Source organism: Amphritea sp. 1_MG-2023 (assembly GCF_030547545.1).
Lineage (GTDB): Bacteria > Pseudomonadota > Gammaproteobacteria > Pseudomonadales > Balneatricaceae > Amphritea.
The window spans coordinates 65177-81677 of record NZ_JAUOQE010000002.1; the positions used below are offsets into that span (position 1 = coordinate 65177).

At 45.8% G+C, this 16501-nt stretch carries 19 protein-coding genes; 17 read left to right on the plus strand and 2 right to left on the minus strand.

Annotated elements, in window-relative coordinates; all coding sequences use genetic code 11:
* Positions 1-60 precede the first annotated feature (60 nt).
* The 4 genes from Q4488_RS01650 to Q4488_RS01665 all read left to right on the plus strand — a co-directional run bounded on the left by Q4488_RS01650 (position 61) and on the right by Q4488_RS01665 (position 2319).
* Entirely contained in the window at positions 61-609 is a 549-nt protein-coding gene (locus Q4488_RS01650; RefSeq protein ID WP_303578707.1) for a carboxymuconolactone decarboxylase family protein, read from the plus strand.
* Positions 610-664: 55 nt separating this feature from the next.
* Positions 665-1129, plus strand: a complete 465-nt coding sequence (locus tag Q4488_RS01655) for a nuclear transport factor 2 family protein (protein WP_303578708.1) — start codon at positions 665-667, stop codon at positions 1127-1129.
* A 90-nt stretch (positions 1130-1219) separates the two neighbouring features.
* Positions 1220-1834: a pyridoxamine 5'-phosphate oxidase family protein gene (locus tag Q4488_RS01660; RefSeq protein ID WP_303578709.1), complete on the plus strand. Its 615-nt coding sequence runs from the start codon at positions 1220-1222 to the stop codon at positions 1832-1834.
* Positions 1831-2319 (plus strand): exonuclease domain-containing protein, encoded by a 489-nt coding sequence (locus tag Q4488_RS01665; RefSeq protein WP_303578710.1) that lies wholly within the window; start codon positions 1831-1833, stop codon positions 2317-2319. Before Q4488_RS01660 ends, Q4488_RS01665 begins: the two co-directional genes overlap by 4 nt.
* A 59-nt stretch (positions 2320-2378) precedes the next feature.
* Here Q4488_RS01665 and Q4488_RS01670 read toward each other — a convergent pair whose 3' ends face one another.
* Positions 2379-3065, minus strand: coding sequence for a tRNA (adenine(22)-N(1))-methyltransferase TrmK (locus Q4488_RS01670; protein WP_303578711.1), 687 nt, complete (start codon positions 3063-3065; stop codon positions 2379-2381).
* Positions 3066-3672: 607 nt separating this feature from the next.
* A complete protein-coding gene (locus Q4488_RS01675) occupies positions 3673-4554 on the minus strand; it encodes a LysR family transcriptional regulator (RefSeq protein WP_303578712.1) in 882 nt (293 codons plus the stop codon).
* A gap of 205 nt (positions 4555-4759) precedes the next feature.
* Between Q4488_RS01675 and Q4488_RS01680 the strand changes: the two genes are divergently transcribed.
* The 13 genes from Q4488_RS01680 (at position 4760) to Q4488_RS01735 (ending at position 16213) form a co-directional block, all read left to right on the plus strand.
* Positions 4760-5935: an MFS transporter gene (locus Q4488_RS01680; protein WP_303578938.1), complete on the plus strand. Its 1176-nt coding sequence runs from the start codon at positions 4760-4762 to the stop codon at positions 5933-5935.
* A gap of 42 nt (positions 5936-5977) precedes the next feature.
* Positions 5978-6895, plus strand: coding sequence for a TIGR03571 family LLM class oxidoreductase (locus tag Q4488_RS01685; RefSeq protein ID WP_303578713.1), 918 nt, complete (start codon positions 5978-5980; stop codon positions 6893-6895).
* 788 nt (positions 6896-7683) lie between these two features.
* A complete protein-coding gene (locus Q4488_RS01690; RefSeq protein WP_303578939.1) occupies positions 7684-8250 on the plus strand; it encodes a YceI family protein in 567 nt (188 codons plus the stop codon).
* A gap of 365 nt (positions 8251-8615) precedes the next feature.
* Positions 8616-8738, plus strand: a complete 123-nt coding sequence (locus tag Q4488_RS01695; RefSeq protein ID WP_303578714.1) for a hypothetical protein — start codon at positions 8616-8618, stop codon at positions 8736-8738.
* Positions 8739-8845: 107 nt separating this feature from the next.
* Positions 8846-9076, plus strand: coding sequence for a hypothetical protein (locus Q4488_RS01700; protein WP_303578715.1), 231 nt, complete (start codon positions 8846-8848; stop codon positions 9074-9076).
* Between the two features lie 424 nt (positions 9077-9500).
* Positions 9501-9821, plus strand: coding sequence for a hypothetical protein (locus Q4488_RS01705; RefSeq protein WP_303578716.1), 321 nt, complete (start codon positions 9501-9503; stop codon positions 9819-9821).
* Between the two features lie 61 nt (positions 9822-9882).
* Positions 9883-10350: a hypothetical protein gene (locus tag Q4488_RS01710; protein WP_303578717.1), complete on the plus strand. Its 468-nt coding sequence runs from the start codon at positions 9883-9885 to the stop codon at positions 10348-10350.
* Between the two features lie 294 nt (positions 10351-10644).
* Positions 10645-11091, plus strand: coding sequence for an META domain-containing protein (locus Q4488_RS01715; RefSeq protein WP_303578718.1), 447 nt, complete (start codon positions 10645-10647; stop codon positions 11089-11091).
* A gap of 350 nt (positions 11092-11441) precedes the next feature.
* A complete protein-coding gene (locus Q4488_RS01720; protein ID WP_303578719.1) occupies positions 11442-12050 on the plus strand; it encodes a MarC family protein in 609 nt (202 codons plus the stop codon).
* Positions 12051-12338: 288 nt separating this feature from the next.
* Positions 12339-12917, plus strand: a complete 579-nt coding sequence (locus tag Q4488_RS01725; protein WP_303578720.1) for an alkylphosphonate utilization protein — start codon at positions 12339-12341, stop codon at positions 12915-12917.
* 601 nt (positions 12918-13518) lie between these two features.
* Entirely contained in the window at positions 13519-13704 is a 186-nt protein-coding gene (locus Q4488_RS18825; RefSeq protein ID WP_368411565.1) for a cysteine-rich CWC family protein, read from the plus strand.
* Positions 13705-13819: 115 nt separating this feature from the next.
* Positions 13820-14671 carry a transglutaminase family protein gene (locus Q4488_RS01730; RefSeq protein WP_303578721.1) on the plus strand — a complete coding sequence of 284 codons (852 nt, stop codon included), beginning with the start codon at positions 13820-13822 and terminating at the stop codon, positions 14669-14671.
* 870 nt (positions 14672-15541) lie between these two features.
* Entirely contained in the window at positions 15542-16213 is a 672-nt protein-coding gene (locus tag Q4488_RS01735; RefSeq protein WP_303578722.1) for a peptidase, read from the plus strand.
* Positions 16214-16501: the final 288 nt, after the last annotated feature.

A 16501-nucleotide genomic window follows, 5' to 3' on the forward strand; every position in this document is an offset into this window, starting at 1 on the left:
TCTTTATTCTTGTTACTTGTATGCTGGGCTCTCCAATCCGATAACATTTAGGAGTTAATTATGTCCCGTATACCTACACCGGCATCTGTGATGGCTGCACCGGAAGCCTCCCGAGAATCACTTGAAGCGGTTAATTCCCTTCTGGGCAGTGTGCCTAACCTGTTTCGCATTGTTGCCAACAGCCCGCAGACTCTGGAGGGCTACCTGGGTCTGAATGGTGCACTGAGTAACGGTTCGCTGGATGCCCGGACGCGTGAGCGTATCGCCCTTGCGGTTGCCGAGATCAATGGCTGCAACTACTGCCTCGCAGCACACCAGTATCTTGGTTCCAATCTGGCCGGACTGAGTGCAGCTGAAATTGAAGCCAATCGCCGTGGTACCTCCAGTGACGAAAAAGCGGCAGTTGCCGTGAGCTTCGCCGCCAACATTGTGAACAACCGTGGCAAGGTCTCTGACCGTGACGTCGGGGCGGTTCGTGCTGCCGGTTATAGCGATGCAGAGATCGTGGAGATCGTGGGCCACGTTGCCCTGAATACCCTGACGAACTACGTGAATGAAGTGCTGGGTACTGAAATCGACTTTCCAGCTGTTGATACCCTGGCGGCCTGAATCAGTGTGAGGGTGGCGCTTTCGCCACCCTTTACCCTTAAGAGGAGAATTTACTATGTCCAGACCCCCTTTACCGCCGTTTGATGAAGCTGCGGCCATCGAAAAGATCAGACTCGCCGAAGATGGCTGGAATGGATGCGATCCCCAGAAAGTCGCTCTGGCCTATACCGAGGACTGCTTATGGCGAAATCGTGCTGAGTTTGTAACAGGGCGCGAAGCCATTGTGCAGTTGCTGGCACGCAAGTGGACCCGTGAGCTTGACTACCGGCTGATCAAAGAACTATGGGCATACACGGATAATCGAATTGCAGTCCGTTTTGCCTATGAGTTTCATGATGACTCCGGACAGTGGTTTCGTGCCTATGGCAATGAAAACTGGGAGTTCGATTCTAATGGCCTGATGAGTCGACGCATCGCCAGCATTAATGAGCATGCGATCAGTGCTGAGGATCGTAAATTTCACTGGCCTCAGGGTCGTCGCCCTGATGATCATCCCGGCCTCAGCGATCTGGGCCTGTAAAAGGCACCTTAAAAAACCGTAACGAGCGGGCTTAGAGGCACGGCGCGCAGTAGGTTGTTCGAGGAGCCCTGGAGAAAGAGGTATATAAAGTTGACCTATACAAGCGATATCGCCTTTACCGCGAGTGTAAAGGCTATTCAGGCCAGAAAGGGGTCCAGGGATATTTATGCCCGAATGGAGCAGGGCGGCGGATGGCAACGTGACATCACGCCCGATCTGGCGGGCTTTATTGCGGCACAGAGGAGTTTCTATCTGGCGACCGCTAATGCTGACGGTCAGCCTTACATTCAGCATCGTGGCGGTCCACCGGGTTTTCTGAAAGTACTCGACAGGCAAACCCTCGCTTTTGCAGACTATAAGGGAAACAAGCAGTTTATTACTCAGGGAAATTTAACCGATAATCCCAGGGCGTTTATCTTCTTAATGGACTATGCCAACAGCGTCCGAATCAAAATCTGGGGTCGTGCAAAAGTGATAGAGGATCAGCCAGCGCTGTTAGCTGAACTGATGCCCAACCAGGACCAATACAGGGCGCGGCCGGAACAGGTATTGCTGTTTAGCGTTGATGCCTGGGATCGGAACTGTCCACAACATATTCCACAACGGATGGATCGGGAAGCGGTTGAAGCACTGTTGCAGCAACGTGATCAGCGGATCGCAGAGCTGGAGGAGCAACTGCGTCTTCTACAAGGAGAGACCCGATGAGTGATATATGGGTTTTAGATATCGAAGCCAGCGGCTTGAGTCCTGTTAGTTATCCGATTGAGATCGGTCTGGTGAACTCTGAACAGACCTATCAGACACTTATCCGACCTGAAGAGTCCTGGGAACACTGGAGTCTGAAAGCACATGAGCTGCACGGACTTTCGCGTCAGGATCTCTTCGACAAAGGCAGACCGGCGGATGTGGTCGCAAAGGAGCTTAACAGCTTATTGGCGTCTAAAGTCGTGTATTCCGACCATCAAGACTGGGACGGTTTCTGGATAAGTCGCCTGTTTGAAGCGGTGGCTATTGAGCAAACATTTAATGTTGCGGATCTCAGTACATTGCTGGGTGGTCACCGGGCGGGTACCTTCGCTACCTGTTTTGATGAATTGTCAGAAGCGAGTGATTATCGTGCACATCGCGCTTTGAACGATGCCCGTCTTATTCATCAGGCAGCTATGTTTGCCCTGAATAGTGATGAATAACCGGAGTCATTGACCTGACGGTAAGCTGTCCAGAGGGCATCGGTTCTGCGGTTTTCCCGCTACTCTATAAGGCAAATTGACAACTGAGTGGCAGCATCACAATGTAATCGCCCGATACGCCGCAAGGATATGGTCCACCACGACCTTGTCGCCTTGCTGAATCCGTTGGTAGTGGTTGAGGGTTTTACGCAGATAGGATTCGACGATCCGTTTTTGTGCAGCGGTTTCTGAGTGCCAAATTCTGTTGCCCACGGGGCTGATGATACCAGTATCGCTTCATAGAAACGTTGATTCTCTGCAATCAGAATTTCATCTTTTAAACTGCAATTCAGTTCGATCAGTTTCTCGCGCAAAGCATACTGCTGATAGACCGGGCAGAGCAGCAGATCAACATTCAATTGGGCATGTTGCTGATGGATCGCTTCAAGAAAATGAATCATTAGATCACCGCCGACCCCGGCAATAATGATCAGTTGTTTGCCACTGTATTGTGCCAGAGGCAGTGTCGCTACATCGATGCAGTGTGTTTCCCATCTTTCCCTGGCGTCGGGGTAAAACCGTCGCAGCCTGTTTTCCAGCTGTGTTATGAGCTGAGGCACGATATCCACAAAGTGGATGGTTGCGCTGGTTGGCCGAGATAGCAGCTCAGCCCCAAGAAAGCCATGATCACAGCAACAATCCCAGATATGGTCATAGTCTGAAGCCACTAGCTGTTCAATCTGTTGTAGTCGTTTGCTGAGTTTCAATGCATCGCCCAGGTGAGGTTTTCAAACGCGCATTGTAGAGTTTTTTAGATTTTGGCGAGCAAAAGAGCCGTTGGCCTTTTATAGAAAATGTCCGGAGATCCGACTGTCCGGACTGCTGCGCAAGCGCTGTGATTAACGCGTTTTTAGTGTTGAAAAAGCGCTGTCGGGTGCCGGTTTCTGGCTGAAAATCTTTGCTGTCATCTTCATTTCACCTTGAGGACTCGCCTGTTAGCAACTACTACTTAAGGTAATCAAATATGAATTCTGGTAGCGCAGAAGGTTGTCGTGCTGGTCAGTTTAGGGAGGCATTTCTATGGCTATAGAGGAAAACCGGGACACCCATAATTTAATCCTACCAAAATCAGCCGTCTGACCTATGAGTTATCTGGCCATTATCGTTGGTCGAGCTTGTGCCACAACAGCGGAATAAAAAATATCGATTTTTTCATACCGCACCCATCGTATGAAGCACTTGGTAAGAGTCAGGAAGCAAGGCATCGAAAGTGTCTGGAGCTATTCAAAGGGCAGATTGATGAGGATGCGACAGGGTTAGCGATGATCGATCGCCTATGGATCGACGTGAGCAACGACGCGTAAAAAGTCGACACTACAGCGATAACTTAGGTTGAATGAAATCAATAAAGGCGGAGATCCGTTTAGCGACCGATGAGGATTTATAGAATACGGCGTTAATCTGTTCTCTGTCGGTATGGGGCAATCTTTCATTTTCAAGCAAAGTGATTAAACGTCCCTCTGCAAGGTCTTTCTTGATCATGAAGCCCGATAGGCAAGCGATACCATTGCCCGCTAAGGCCAGCTGTCTAACGGTTTCACCATTACTGGAGGTCAGTGCCGGCGCTAAGGTTTTAAAGCCTTTCAGTGGCCAATTATTAAGTACCTTAGCACCGGTAAAGCCAAGGGTGTCATGCTGCACAAGATCGCTGGTTTTGTTTGGCAAGCCGCGTCTCGATACATAGTCGGGGGCTGCCACGATATATAACAAACTTCTGCCCAGCGGGCGCGCATGCAGAGTTGAATCGCTTAATTGTCCAATTCGAATGGCTAAGTCGGTTTTCTTTTCGAGCAAATCGACAAACCCTTCATTGGAGGTCAGTTCTAATTCGATATCGGGATACTCCTGACTGAAGGCTCGCATTAGCGGGACTATCTGATGAAAAACAAATGGGCTAGCGGCATCCACACGTAACCGACCTTTTGGTAGTTCGCCTCGGGCAATAATATCCTCTTCTGCTCGTTGAATGTGGATCAACCCCTCACGAACCGATTCAATAAACTGACGCCCTTCATCGGTCAGTTCTATCCGTCTAGTCGTGCGGTTGAGTATAGAAACCCCCAATTGTTGCTCGACTTTACTCACGGCCCTAGATACCCGCGCCACTTGAATATCTAATGTCTCTGCGGCAGCCGAAAACCCACCGCTATCCACCACCGTCAATAATATCTCTAAATCATCAGATCGTGTCAGCATGTCTCTATCCTATGGACGTTAGTATTCATGCACTGCCTATCAGCTTTATGTTTATTGCATTTATAACAAATATCATTTGTTAAAACCTCTATTTTTAACAAATAAGATCCGACGCATAATGCCCTTCATCAAAATCAAGCAGGATATGACGGTTATCTTCTTTCATATCGTGCTGTGTAATCCATTAACTGTAGTGAGTAATATTATGCCTTTAGCTCTTTTTGCATTGACGCTCAGCGCCTTTGCTATCGGGACCACCGAGTTTGTGATTGTTGGCTTAATTCCGACCATGGCCGCTGATCTGAATGTCTCTTTACCTTCCGCCGGGTTACTCGTTAGCCTTTATGCTTTGGGGGTTGCCATTGGTGCCCCAGTATTAACGGCGTTAACGGGGAAATGGAACCGTAAATATGTACTGCTTGCGGTGATGTCACTGTTTGTCATGGGTAACCTATTAGCATGGCAGGCGCCGGGCTATGACACCTTAATTATCGCGCGTATCTTGACTGGCCTAGCCCACGGGGTGTTTTTCTCGATTGGCTCAACGATCGCGACTGGCTTAGTGGCTAAAGAGAAGGCCGCCAGTGCTATCGCTATTATGTTTACAGGTTTAACGGTGGCATTAGTTACCGGTGTGCCGCTGGGTACTTATATTGGGCAAGTGTTCGGTTGGCAGGCAACCTTTCTAATTGTGGCGTTACTCGGCCTGATTGCATTGATCGGTAGCGCTATTCTCGTCCCTGCAAACTTAAAACAAGCGGCACCTGCGAAGCTATCTGAGCAGCTAAGTGTGTTAACGCAACCTAGGTTGTTACTGGTGTATGCCATGACGGCAGTAGGTTATGGCGGTACATTTGTCGCGTTCACTTACCTTGCGCCTATCTTAGAGCAAGTATCGGGTTTTGCCTCTAGCTCAATTGGTTTGATCATGTTGGTTTACGGTGTATCGGTGGCCGTGGGTAATATCTGGGGCGGAAAATTGGCTGATAAGTTGGGACCAGTTAAAGCGCTGCACATTATCTTCACTGCTCTGGCACTGGTGTTATTAGTCTTTACATTCACTGCGGGTCATCAAATAGGTGCAGTTTTAACCGTACTGATTTGGGGTGCCTTTGCGTTTGGTAATGTCCCTGGGCTACAGGTCTATGTGGTGCAGTTGGCAGAGAAGTACACACCGAATGCCGTGGATGTGGCATCAGGTCTGAATATCGCGGCTTTCAATGTGGGTATTGCTATTGGCTCTATTCTTGGCGGCATGGTCGTTGAGGACATGGAATTGATGGACACAACTTGGATCGGCGCATTGATTGTAGTGCTGGCTATTATCTTGACCAAAATCTCAGGTTTTCTTGATTCACGCGATCAAGCTAGAACAGCTTAAGACAAATATCAGGGGGGGCTTCCCCCCCATAGAGGAGTGCATATGAGTTTCGATAAATTACAGCATTTAGGCTTCTCAATCGGTATTGAGCTGCCTTTAGATAACGACTGGTCTCAAGACGGGCAGCATAAACGAGTCAAAGCGGGTAGACCATTTGGAGTGCCAGACATGCGCTTGCACAAAGAGCGTATTCAACTAGCCGATCGTTTAGGCTTTAGTACGGCATGGGTCAGAGATGTACCGTTATATGATCCTCAGTTTGGTGATGCCGCTCAGGTGTTTGAAGCGTTTACTTATCTGGGGTATTTAGCGGGCGTGACTGAGAATATTTTGTTGGGTACGGCGGCTATCGTGTTACCACTCAGACAACCTTGGTTAGTGAAGAAAGCCGCGAATACCACGGCAGAGTTAAGTCATGAGCGTTTGATACTAGGGGTAGCGAGTGGAGATAGGCCATCAGAGTATCCATTATTTGGGGTGGATTATGAATCCAGAGGGCAGCTCTTTCGGGAGGCGATCGACATCATTAAGGATCAATCAAATACAGCATTAACTGAAGGTCAAAAAATTTATCCCGAGGTCGATAAGTTTCCCGTGTATGTGGCTGGGCTCGCACAACAATCGCCTGAGTGGATAGGCAAAAACCTAGATGGCTGGTTGGCTTATCCCGGAACACCAACAGAGCATCAGCAGCGTGTCGCTTTATGGCGTAAAGTCGCCGGTTTAAAACCGTATGTCAGCTTCATTCATTTAGATTTAGTGGCTGATATTGATGCCCCTATCACACGACAACGTTTTGGAATAAAAACCGGCGTTAACGGTCTTATCAAAGAGCTTGAAAGCATGAAAGCGGCGGGAGTCGATCATATCGGTCTGCATTTCAGAACAAACGAAAGGCCGATAGAAGAGAGTATGACGGATATAGCCAACAGCGTGCTCTCCAGTTTTCATCAAAGGTGAGTCACTTATGAAAATTCAATCAAGGATCAATCAGCTCAACGATGATTGATCTGTTATTGAGCTCATGCGTTAGCGAGGCCGAAATTTTATATGACGCATCAAAAGGAGGTAATGTCTTTTTAAGCGTGGCAATTGCGGTGACTTTTAGTGTTACCGCCTAGTGTCACCGCTGATCGCATTAGCCTGTCGATGGACCTATGAGAGCGATCAACGAGAAAGTTTTTAGACTTTGATATTTAAACAGATATGTTATCGCCTATGCGACGTTATCATTAAGGCAGGCCGCCATTCTATGTACATGCGGCCTGAACTCGCCATTGCTCGTGTTTACGAACGGCGTTAGGCTAACACCATGAGCTTTTTCGATATCCTTGGCGTTGCCGCGATCTTTATCACGCTTTTCGTTTTCGGCCTTCCAGCGAAGGTAAAGATTGTTAATGGCTATATTCACTTTAAGGTTTGGCCCTTTTTCCGCCGAACCCCAAAACACATTTCTGAGTTACGCTATTTCCACGTAAAAATAGGTGCAATGCCTGTGTGCTTCAAATTCAAAGATGGTACGGTATTCCGTTGGACATCCTTTCCCATTTCTCAGCACAACCGATTGAAGAAGGACGTGGAGAGCTGCATTCGACAATACAGAGATAACCCTCATCAATAGCGATCGCTTTTCAAGCACAGTATCAGCGTCCCTCATCACTCACGTTAGACCCGTGAAACAGCAAACCTCAAAAAAAGTAATATACTGGTAGTTACGCGCGTGTAAAGGAGAGATTATTGTGAAAAAAATGTGCTTGATACTGTTGGCTATGCTGGTGTTGACGCCCAGTGCATTTGCTCAATGGGAATTGCTAAATGATGAATCGACTCTTAATTTCGTTTCAGTTAAAAATTCAAAAGTAGGAGAAATACATTATTTTAAGAAGCTGAGTGGGGTGATTGAGAAAAACGGTGCGGTGTCGATTAATATTGATTTGAGTAGCGTGGAAACGAATATTCCGATTCGTAATGATCGAATGAAGACAATACTTTTTGAAATCGCAGACTTTGCTGATGCAAAAATCACAGGAACTGTTAACGTCGATGATGTGTCTAGCTTGGCCGTTGGCGGTACCTATAGTGATTCAATCAAATTAACGCTGTCTCTACATGGCGTTTCACAAGATCTTAACAGCGATGTACAGGTCACTAAGTTAACCCAGCAAAGCGTACTCGTCACCACCTTGAGGCCGATTCTGATTAATGCTGAAGACTTTAACTTAGCTGACGGAATAGAAAAACTACGTTCAGTTGCAGGCCTTTCTACAATAAGTACCGCTGTACCGGTTACATATAGCTTAGTGTTTAAGAAGTAATTTATTTAACAAAAGCGGTTAAGCGGATGGTCTTGGTTCTCTGCGGTGTTCGTTTATGCTTAATAGCACTAAGGAAGGTGCGAATAAGTCCGATATGTTCTCTGCGGACATTAGAATGGCCAGATACGCGAAAGCCAGAGGCGTAATTGACTTTTTCGCACCTTCCCTAAGAGTAAAGCCCTTTTCTATATTCTGACGGTAATGAGATACATTGAGCTGAATCCGGTTCGGGCAGGTATGGTTGAGTTACCCGATCATTACCGTTGGTCGAGCTTTTGTCACAACAGTGGAATAAAAAATATCGAGCTTTTCATACAACATGCATCGTATGAAGCACTTGGAAGAACCAGGAAGAAAGGCATCAGATGTATCAGGCGCTATTCAAAGGGCAACTTGAAGAGGATGCTATGAAACGTATTCGAGAAGCTTGGCAGACAGGTGCCCCGCTGGGTAATGATATATTGCGGGACGAGATTGAGCGGCAGTGACACTGTAAAGTGGGATATGCAAAACGAGGACGCCCAAAGAGGAGAATTGATCAAAAAGGGCTTTTATCCCTTTACTCTTCAATTGAATTAATATATTTGAGGCGATAATGGATAACTATAATCCAAATAATTCAATAACTGCACAAGAATGGTTAGCACTCGATGAAGCTAAACAAATAGAATTGATTAGCGATTTTCATGCTGAATTCGTTAAGGACTTGCCCGATGATGCACTGATGGTACATTCATCAATTCACGTTATAGTTGAAAACCAGCTAGCTATGGGTGTTGATTTAATACCTGAAACAATCGCTAAACTTATAAGGCAGGGTGGATAGGCATGAAGCAATTCATGCAGTAGGTGCAATAATATCAGAAGATATTTTTGATGTTATCAAGGGGAATGTTGAGGAGCTTTCGCCTACTAAGTACCGAAGAAAACTTGAAAAAATAACAGCAAAAAGGTGGCGTAAAGGCCAATATTAAAATCAGCACCTAACAAGCCAATACGAGGTTTAGGGAAGGTGTAAACTTCATAAAGCCGCTGCTTAGTATGGTGCGATTCGCAAGCTCATCTGTACACTACGTATGGGGAAGGGACGTCATGGCAGGCGTCAGTAGGATATTCAGTGTCAGGGTAAAAAATATAGGGATATTGACTGATTCTGCTTGATAGCCGAGTATTACTGTTTTAATAACCCATTATCAAGGACGATCAATGCCGGTTCACCTCTCTTATAGCGCTTCGGAGACTAGCGATTTATGAAAGTAAGTAATGATTTTAGGGGTGCGCTTCGAACGTTTGCATATTTCATGGCAAGCGGTACGCATTACATGCTTAAAGATGTTGAATACTTGGATTTATATGGCGAAGATCCCAGTGCTATCGAAATGGCATATGCAATTTTTTCAAATGTTATAGAAATGGATTCAAAGGGCAACGTGTTAAATTTTACGGTTGCTCAAAGAAGAGCAACAGATTATATAAAATCATATTGCATACCTTCATTTGAAGTTTCTCCACCTTACGAAGATTGGGAAATAGAACTATATGATCCACCAGCTATACATGAAAAAATATAGTGTTATCGAAAATTGATCAAAAGAGCAAAAATAGTTGGCCTTTATTTCTTCGTGATATGCAATGGTGAATATTAAAACAGTAATAACACAAACAGCGAGAATGAAAATCTGTGTTAATGTTATTTTGACGCTTTTAGTGTCTAGTTGTGCATTAGTTTTTATTCCACTTACATATGAAAAAGCGATGGTTTGGTTTGTTGGGGTTTCAATTGCTACTTATCTCTTTGTTCACTTTGGAATGGTGCTTCGTAGTCGAATAACTCTAGATAAAAATCTAAAATATACCATGAGTATTCCAGATTATTATTCAAATGCAAATATTTATATTCCAATAGAGTACATTGCAAATATTGAAGTCTGTGAATATAAGCTATTTGAAAAAGATTGTTGTTATCCCGATGGCGTCAATAAAGAATATTATTACAGGAAAAAATTATTTGGCTACTTAGGCGCTGGATTGATTGTATGCTATCAGCTTCCTAAAGCTATGACGGGAGATTCAATTATTCGAGGCATAAAGTTTCCCTAATGAAGTCATTGATTTCATCAAAAAAGTCAGGACTGATACTAAACATGAGAATATTTTGTGAAAAATCACTCAATCAATGACGCTGACTGCATTCATCACAATGCACATCAGTTTAGTCTATGCGCTTGCTATCGTGACGGACACGCATATGTTCGCACAGTTTATGAATAGAAGGAGAGCTTTTAGGGGTAGGCTTGTAGTGTGTTTATGAAAAGTGTTCAATGAGGTAGAGGTTTGGGATTAGTTGGCCACGACAATTAGTCTCATTAATCGTGAAATAACCTAGGAGCGAAAATGAAAACGGCTTTACTTCCTTTTTTGATGCTTATGTTAGCCTCAGTGCTGACGGGCTGTGTTACTAAAACGCCGCTTTCGGATACGACGGTTAAGGGCGTGAAGTTAAGCGGTGATTGGCAGATCGAAATGATTGATCAAGGCGGTATTATCGATAATAGCCTGATCACATTGCAATTTACAGAAACCAACCGCATCGCCGGTTCTACTGGATGTAATCGATATGTTGCGGCAGTCGATACCCGTAATAATGCCTTCCGTGTCTCTCAGGCAGGGGTCACTCGGCGCGCTTGTTTAACCGCCTTAGCAAAGCAAGAACAGCGCTTTTTAGCCGCGTTAGATGACGCGGTGGCTTATAAGATGACAGCAGCAACCGGCTTAATAATTTACGATCAACAGCATCATCCACGGCTTAAGTTGATTCAGATAGTCCCTAAAGTTGATTAATCGTTATCACGGTGAAGGCGTTTTCACTGTGAATTATTAGGCTCGTTTGTTAGCCGTTTTATCGGGCCTGAAAGTATTGAGTTATGGCTAGCAAAATGGCTGGCGTTTCAACTGTATATTTTAATGGCCATGCTGTTTGCTGTTCGTTACAAGGGTGTGTCCGTTGGTGCAATGGGATGAGAGGCTGACAAGATTGATAGCGAGTATTTGAGCGGCTGAGGTAACGCTTCTGTTTGCAGGGCAAAGCGATAATGAGTAGAGGGTAAGGAGTACATATAGGGGCGCTAGATGAGTGTTTTTTTGCCAATATGTCTAATCAGACTGTCTCGTGATACAGAAGGTACTTCGACATGATTGATTTTGTAGCAACCTTTATTACTTTTTTCGCCGTCATTGATCCTATCGGTACTGTGCCGGTCTTTATTGCCGCTACGTCTCATTTCGGTACCGCTGCGAAAAACAAGATAGCGCTGATGTCGATCGGTGTGGCTGCCTTGATTTTGCTGTTTTTCGTCGTCGCGGGTGAATTCATTCTGCTTGCCATGTCGATACCGCTACCGGCATTTCAAATTGCCGGTGGCATCGTTCTGTTTTTATTTGCCTTGACGATGATCTTTGGTGAAAGTAAACCGGACGAAGAGTTAAAGCTGGTTCGTGATCACCGTGATACGGCTATCTTTCCGCTCGCCGTGCCATCCATCGCCAGCCCCGGTGCCATGTTGGCCGCCGTGTTGTTGACTGAGAACAAACGCTATAGCACTTGGGAGCAAGCGCAAACCGTTTCTATGATGTTTGCGGTACTGGGAGTGACATGCCTGTTTATGCTGCTTGCCGGTAAAATCAATCGACTCATTGGTGCGAGTGGCGCAAGTGTCGTGAGCCGAGTGATGGGGCTGATACTGGCGTCGGTGGCTACATCCAATACCCTCGCAGGCATCAAAGCGTATTTTGGTTTATGAGTGCTGACGGCATAACAAAAGCACTCTATCAGACACCGAAATGGACTGCTTCCTTGGTTGGAGGGGTAGCTTGTGAATGTGGTGAAATACCATCTTTAGCCTAATTAATAGCGCGGTTTTCGCCAAACAAGCAACTAAAAGCATCCTTTGAAACCGAACTTCTGCTTTTTTGTAGGCAAATAGCCTGATCGTGAGACAATCTTCTGGTACAATGCGCGGCTTCAAAAATCGGCCTTTATCCTGCGGCTCTGGGGCAGAGGCATGGTGACTAACCTAACAGGAGTGAACATGAGTACAGAACAAGCCCTTCGGGATCGCAGCGAATCCAAGTGTGAACTGTGTAGCGCAACCGATAACCTGAGTGTTTATGAAGTACCACCGGGTTCGCTTGGCGGTGTTGATGATTCTGTTTTGCTATGTGGCACCTGTAAAGGTCAGATTGAAAATCCAGAAACTACCGATGCCAATCACTGGCGTTGCCTTAACGATAGTATGTGGAGTCAGGTGCCAGCCGTTCAGGTAATGGCTTGGCGGATGCTGAATCGTTTGCGCAGCGAAGGTTGGCCGCAGGATCTGTTGGATATGCTTTATCTGGATGATGAAACCACTCTTTGGGCGAAAGCCACAGGCGATCACCTAGATGACTCTGAAAAAGTTATTCATCGTGATAGCAACGGCGCGATTTTGACCGCCGGCGATAACGTCGTCTTGATTAAAGATCTGGACGTTAAAGGCGCAGGCTTTACGGCTAAGCGTGGCACCGCTGTACGGGGTATCTCGCTGGTGCAGGATAACGCTGAACATATCGAAGGCCGCGTTAATGGTACGCGTATCGTTATTTTGACTAAGTTTGTTAAGAAGTCTTAAGTCTCGATAATGACGACAGATAAAACGCGCCAATCGGCGCGTTTTGTTTAAGGAAGATGCGAATAAGTCCGATATGTTTTCTGCGGACATTAGAATGGCCAGATACGCGAAAGCCAGAGGCGTAATTGACTTATTCGCACCTTCCTTATCCATTGCCTATTTGTTTATCGCTTGCCTAATAGGCTAATGCGTAACGCGTGAACGATTTACTTTCTGTATATGGCTAGGCTTAATCAGAACCCCGCGCCATTCTAATCTGTCAGTTTTAGTCTATAGTGAATAGCAGTCATTAATTCAAGAGACTTCCTTGCTGTTGACGGTCGAGCACGCGAGCCACTATCTTAATTAGAAAGGTGGCGCTACTTGGCTAACAGCCGCTCATGACTAACAGCCGCTCATGACCAATCAGAAGCACATGGTTAAAAGAGGCTATGATCAGATAGCCGGTCTAAGCGTTTTAGCATCTGCATGGTGGGTGTGATCTTAAATAGTAATGAATTATGATAGTGCTGAATGAGGTAAGCTTGTTATCTCTAGCACAATTTCATTGAGGCTGTTGGCTTTGTATCAAGAAGACGTATGTGCACCGGATAAATGCCCATTGTGTGGTAAAGATAATAACTGTGGTCACCTCAATGTAAGTGATCAAAATCAACCTTGCTGGTGTTTTGATAGCCAAATCAGGTTTGCTGATGGGCTATTAAGTCAAGTGTCAGCATCGCATCTTAATCTTGCGTGTATCTGTAAAGATTGTGTCTTAGGGGCGAGATTTAACGACGAGCCCTGATATCCCTTTGGATCATCATCTGTTGTGTCTCGGCTGGGTGTATGTAGCCGATTAGGGCCACTCAAGAGACCCGCACTATTCTGAAATGGAGCCGACAGGGAAGAGCCGGATAACTATGAAACGTTATAAAATCATTCATCGTACTTATTACAACTATACCGACACCGTCACCCTTGGCGCGCATCATCTGCTGTTACGGCCTCGGGAAGATCATGAGTTGCGTATTGAGTCTTTTGCGTTGCAGATTACCCCTGAGGCGAAGCTCTATTGGCATCGCGATGTCGAGGGAAACTCTGTCGCTATTGCCAATTTTACTCAGCCCACTCGACAGTTGATGATCGAAAGTGATGTGATCATTCAGCAATATAATGAGTCACCGTTGGATTTTATCGTGGCGGACTATGCCATGAACTATCCATTTAACTATCACGAAGGGGATCAGTTTTTACTGTCACCTTACCGTGTGCTGCCGGATGAAAAGACGCGCCGCTTGTTAAATAATTGGATATTCGATGTTTGGCAAGCCGGAGAGTCGGTACAAACCTATACGTTATTGCAGCGTTTAACGGCGAGAATCTATCACACCTTGGTTTACAAAGTGCGAGAGGAACCCGGTGTTCAATCGGCGGAAGATACTTTGCAGTTGGGGTCGGGCTCTTGTCGTGATTTTGCTTTGCTCTTTATGGAGGCGGTCAGGTGTCTTGGCTTGGCCGCGCGTTTTGTTAGCGGCTATCTGCATGCGCCATTAATGTCTAATCAGGTGGGGTCTACACATGCTTGGGCTGAAGTCTATTTGCCCGGCGGTGGCTGGAAGGGGTTTGATCCGACGATTGGCGATATTGTCGGCTCAGATCATATTCCTGTCGCGGTGTCGCGCTTGGCTAAATCGGTGCCGCCTATTGCAGGGTCCTATGCAGGAACGGCGACCTCGGAGCTGGATGTGGGGGTTTGGGTGAGTGAATGCTAAAACCGAGGTCAATGTTGCTTGTGCTAAGCGGCTCAGCATTGTCTAGTTGAACTACGTCTGCGGCAGCATTAAGCATTAGCGACCACTTCTGCTATCAAGCACCTTCCCTAACTGTATGGGCCGAGCGAAATCGATGGTTTTCACTCGATAGTGGGATCTATCCGTGATTGACGTTTAGAGTATTAATGATGGCTATTAGCCATCGATCTCTTTTATCCAACCGCTGAAAAAAAACAGGCTGACGTGTCATATGGATGCCGTTCGATAACAATATCTCAATGTTTAGGGAAGGTGCGAATAAGTCAATTAGGCCTCTGGCTTACAGAGAAGCTGGAGATCTAGGCAACAGTTACAGGCATACTGGTTGTACGTCGAAAAATGTTAACGCTGAGATCCCGCTTCTCTGAAAGCCCCGAAGGGCGGATATTAGAATGGTCATCTACTTTGTCAGCCAGCTTGAAAAGGTCTAGACATTTCGCTGCACTGGCTTTCGCGTATCTGACCATTCTAATGTCCGCAGAGAACATAACGGACTTATTCGCACCTTCCTTAGGAAGGTGGCAGTGGTGCGTGGTTTCCTTGATAAATGAATGAGAGAAGATTGCTGATTAAAAAAACATTTAAAATCAGTTGGTTAAGATGGATTTGTCTTCGCTGATCCTGAAAATTGACCGTTTGGCATAAATAAATGACACTTCTGTTTTGTAAAACTCTTATAATGGGCGCAATTTGGAAAGCCAAGGTATTATGACGGTTTGCAAGCGCTCAGGTTAGCGCTGCTGGTATCATCGCCTATTGACGCCTTCCTTCGGTCTTCAGGAGAGAATAGTGACTTACTGCGTTGGTATAAGAACAAATCAGGTGACAATAATGATTTCAGATTCTCGCACGAGTGCGGGAGTCGATAACATTAGCAGTTATAGCAAAATGTGGCGCTATGGTGTGCCTGGCCAACGGCAGTTTGTGATCTGTAGTGCTGGCAATCTGGCCACCACGCAAGCGGTCATTGCGGCGCTTGAACGAGATATTAAGAATACAGAAGAAACCAGCTTACTCAATGTCACTGATATGCATCAGGCCGCGGAATATATCGGTAAAATCAGTGTCGATGTCCAGGAAAAAGCGGGTGGCGGTTCGGTGTTTGAATCGACTTTCCTATTAGCGGGAGAGATTTTAGGTTCACAAAGCGCACTGTTTATGATTTATGCGCAGGGTAACTTTATTGTCAGCTCGTCTCAGGTGCCTTTTTTACAGATAGGTGAGATGAAATACGGTAAGCCGATTTTGGATCGAGTTATTCAGGAAAGCACCGCAACCGATAGAGCGGTGGTTTGTGGCCTTCTGTCAATGGATGCGACCTTGAAAAGTAACTTAACCGTCGGGCCTCCGATTGAACTGTATATTCTACAGCATGGCAGTTTGACGCTGGGACGTTATCGTTCGTTTGGTGAGGATGATGATTATATGCGTGATCTGCGCAAGCTTTGGAATACCGCCATGGAAGACGCGATTGATGCGATGCCGCTGTTAACATTAGGCTAATGTGTCAATGAGGCGATTGTGTTTAATATCGTTGCTTTAGAACTCGATTAAGTGATGTCGCTAACCGCCCTGATTAACGCCTTAAACGTTGCTTGATATCAGGGTTTTTAGTCATCATTTATGTAAACTTAGGTTAGCGCCGCTAAGTCGCTAATAAAGTGTTGTCTTTATTTTTAAGGCAAGATTTATTCAGTGCGCTACCCTGCGAGTGTTGTATAGAAAAGTCTAGATAACTTGTATCGATACACTTTGTATAGATGAATTGTATCGATGTGCTTTGTATCAATC